At 47.6% G+C, this 2,824-nt stretch carries 3 protein-coding genes; 2 read left to right on the top strand and 1 reads right to left on the bottom strand.

Annotated elements, in window-relative coordinates:
- The first annotated feature begins 311 nt into the window (after nucleotides 1-311).
- Both JRI95_16875 and JRI95_16870 read left to right on the top strand, forming a co-directional pair.
- Nucleotides 312-758 carry a CGGC domain-containing protein gene (locus tag JRI95_16875; GenBank protein MBW2063219.1) on the top strand — a complete coding sequence of 149 codons (447 nt, stop codon included), beginning with the start codon at nucleotides 312-314 and terminating at the stop codon, nucleotides 756-758.
- A gap of 533 nt (nucleotides 759-1,291) precedes the next feature.
- Nucleotides 1,292-2,110 (top strand): enoyl-CoA hydratase/isomerase family protein, encoded by an 819-nt coding sequence (locus JRI95_16870; protein ID MBW2063218.1) that lies wholly within the window; start codon nucleotides 1,292-1,294, stop codon nucleotides 2,108-2,110.
- A 61-nt stretch (nucleotides 2,111-2,171) separates the two neighbouring features.
- Here the strand turns inward: JRI95_16870 and JRI95_16865 are convergent.
- On the bottom strand, nucleotides 2,172-2,824 hold a 653-nt coding region (locus tag JRI95_16865; protein ID MBW2063217.1), incomplete at its 5' end, for an acyl-CoA dehydrogenase.

The raw sequence follows: 2,824 nt of genomic DNA, 5'->3' as shown, positions 1-2,824 counted from the left end.
GTGTGCTTGTGGCTATAACCTGAGAAAGCTCGTCAGGGCTTTCTTTTGGCCCGATTTTTTGGCCGCCATATTCCGTGTGTATCAGAATTTTTTCGTTTCTTATATGACTCAAAACCGGCGTCGAGCATTAATATGGGCGTAATGACTGCCAAAATAGACTTTTTCAGGGACGACTACTTACAATAACTCACCAAAGAAATGTTGGGTTTCGCTCCGCTCTACCCAACCTACAAATTAAACAATGTTAGCCAACCCTATGACCCGGTCGGATGATGTGAAAATTGACCAATTAAGAATTGAAAGGAGTTGAAGTGAATTCAAAGACAAAGATTGGAATAGTTATCTGCGATCGCTACCGCCGCTGTGCGGGCGGGAAGTGTTTCCGAGCCATGAGGAACAAGGAAGGGGCTTTCAGCATATACACGGACACCGAAATTGAGTTGGTTGGTTATACAACGTGCGATGGTTGTCCTGGTGGCAACATAGAATATGCGGGCGAAGAGATGGTGAAGAATGGGGCAGAGGTTATTCATTTAGCTACAGGCCTGGTGGTTGGTTATCCCCCTTGTCCTTATATCAATACATTCAAAGCCTTTCTTGAAAAACGCTATGAGGTCAAGGTCGTTGTAGGCACGCACCCTATACCGAAAAAGTATCTTGATATGCATACTTATCTTGGGACATGGGAGAACTCCACATGGAAGCCGCTTGTCGCGCCGACCATGAGTGATGAAGTGACCCGTGCAAGTTACGATTAAGCATAGTCACTGAAGCCCCGGTTGAGCGTCTTGATGAATTGCCAGGACTGCGTTTAGCAGCCATAGTATACGAATTCATCGGCCGGTTGGCTAACCATGCTCTTGCAGCCGACAGCTAACCGCAGCGGCTGAAGAGCGCCGTTATGCCGATGTTCAGGCTACTGCTATTTATATGTAGTTCCCTCGTTTTGCAGTATTCTCTTGGTAATCATAAATTTTTACCATGCCCTAGAAGTCAAGATTACGATAAGTAAGCAATAACCTCTCTCACATATTAGTTTGTGATTAAATCAAATTATCACCGTTTTCGTTTCACAAAAGTCTCATATTAGTGCAATAAGTCACCTTTTTCATCACCCTACAAATTACACTTTATCTAATTTTTTCTTTACGTTACGCCTTTTTCCCATTTGTCGCTATTTTACCCTCCCCCCCTCCGATAGACCAATATAAAGGGAGAAGGTTATTTATTTCTATGTTATGATAGTTCACTAATATTACTTCATGACTTAAAAAAGGAGGGCACAGTAACTATGTCGAAATACAGGCATATTCTCTATGAAAAGCAGGACATGATCGCCCGTGTGAAACTAGATCGTCCCCAATACTTTAATGCACAAACCGAACTCATGCTTGATGAAATGGATGATGCGTTTCAATCGGCCGTGGACGATAAGGATGTTCGAGTTATTATCCTGTCCGGGGAAGGAGATCATTTCAGTTCCGGCCATGACTTGGGAACACCTGATGAGCAAGAGGATCGGGCCCGGCGCGACTATCCTGAGGGTATTTCCGGTGTTTATATCCGATTTGAAAGGATTTATCTTGAGTATGGATTACGGTGGCGCGACCTCCCCAAGCCAACGATCGCGATGGTTCATGGTTATTGTATCTTCGGGGGTTGGATGATTGCCTCATCAATGGATATTGTCATTGCGGCCGATGATACCAAGTTCCTTCCCGGCTTTGTTGAGTATTTCAGTGTCCCGTGGGATATCGGAATAAGAAAAGCGAGGGAGATTCTGTTCCAAAGCCGGTTCATAGATGCGCAGGAGGCGCTTGAACTCGGATTTATCAACCGAGCCGTGCCGCGGGAAAAGCTGGAGGCCGAAACAATGGAGTTGGCAGAATGTATCGCGGAGTCGGAGCCTTTTTTAACGAGGTTAACCAAACTCTCGATAAACCAGGCCCAGGACGCCATGGGATTTCGCCTCGCGGTACAGGCCGCGTTATCAAATTTTGTTATTATGTCAGGTGCGGGCACGGTCATGACTCCTGAAGAATTGGCACAGGGAAAGCGTAGTTTATCCCCTGTTGATAGGGCGTTAGCTAAATTGAAGAAGGAAAAATAAGAAAACCGTTATGCACCGGCTCGAATCCTGCCAGGCGCACCAAAGATTTATGTTATGCGATTTAGAGAAAGGCCGCGCCGGTCAAGGCCAGGGCGCTGTTTTCGCCGTCTTCGATCATGGAGGCCTTGGCGTCCCTGAATATTTTTTCAATAGGATATTCCCTGCTCAGGCCATTTCCGCCGAAAATCTGAATGGCCTCACTGGCGACTAAAAACGCGGCCTCGGTGGATCGTATCTTGGTCGCCATGGCGTGCGGGGTTGATCCAGGCGGATTGGCAGCGTTGTAAGCCAAAGTTCTGCGGGCCAATGACCGTGCGGCTTCGACCATATTGAACATGTCCATGAGCTTCAGTTTAATGTTCTGATGCTCGAAGATGGGCACACCACCCTGAACGCGCTCTTTGGAATACTTAAGCGCCTCGTCAAAGGCGGCCTTGGCCAGCCCGCAAAAAAGAAGGCCCATGCCCGTGTTGGCGGCGGTGAAGATCGCTTGCAGCAGAGGCCGGGAGGCCGCTGGATCAGGAACGATCATATACTTCTTCGGAATCTTTACCTCCTCAAAAAATATCTCGCCCTGGTTCAAGGGGCGCTGTCCGATCTTATCTAAGGGTTTGCCTTTTGAGATTCCGGGCAGGTCTAGAGGAATGATGCATACGCCAGACCCATGCATGCCCTGTGATGGATCGAGATTGACGTGCACGGTGGCATGCGAGG

The organism is Deltaproteobacteria bacterium, assembly GCA_019308995.1.
GTDB lineage: Bacteria > Desulfobacterota > Desulfarculia > Adiutricales > JAFDHD01 > JAFDHD01.
Note: the sequence above shows the minus strand (reverse complement) of the source record. Positions and strands in the feature narration are given on the sequence as shown.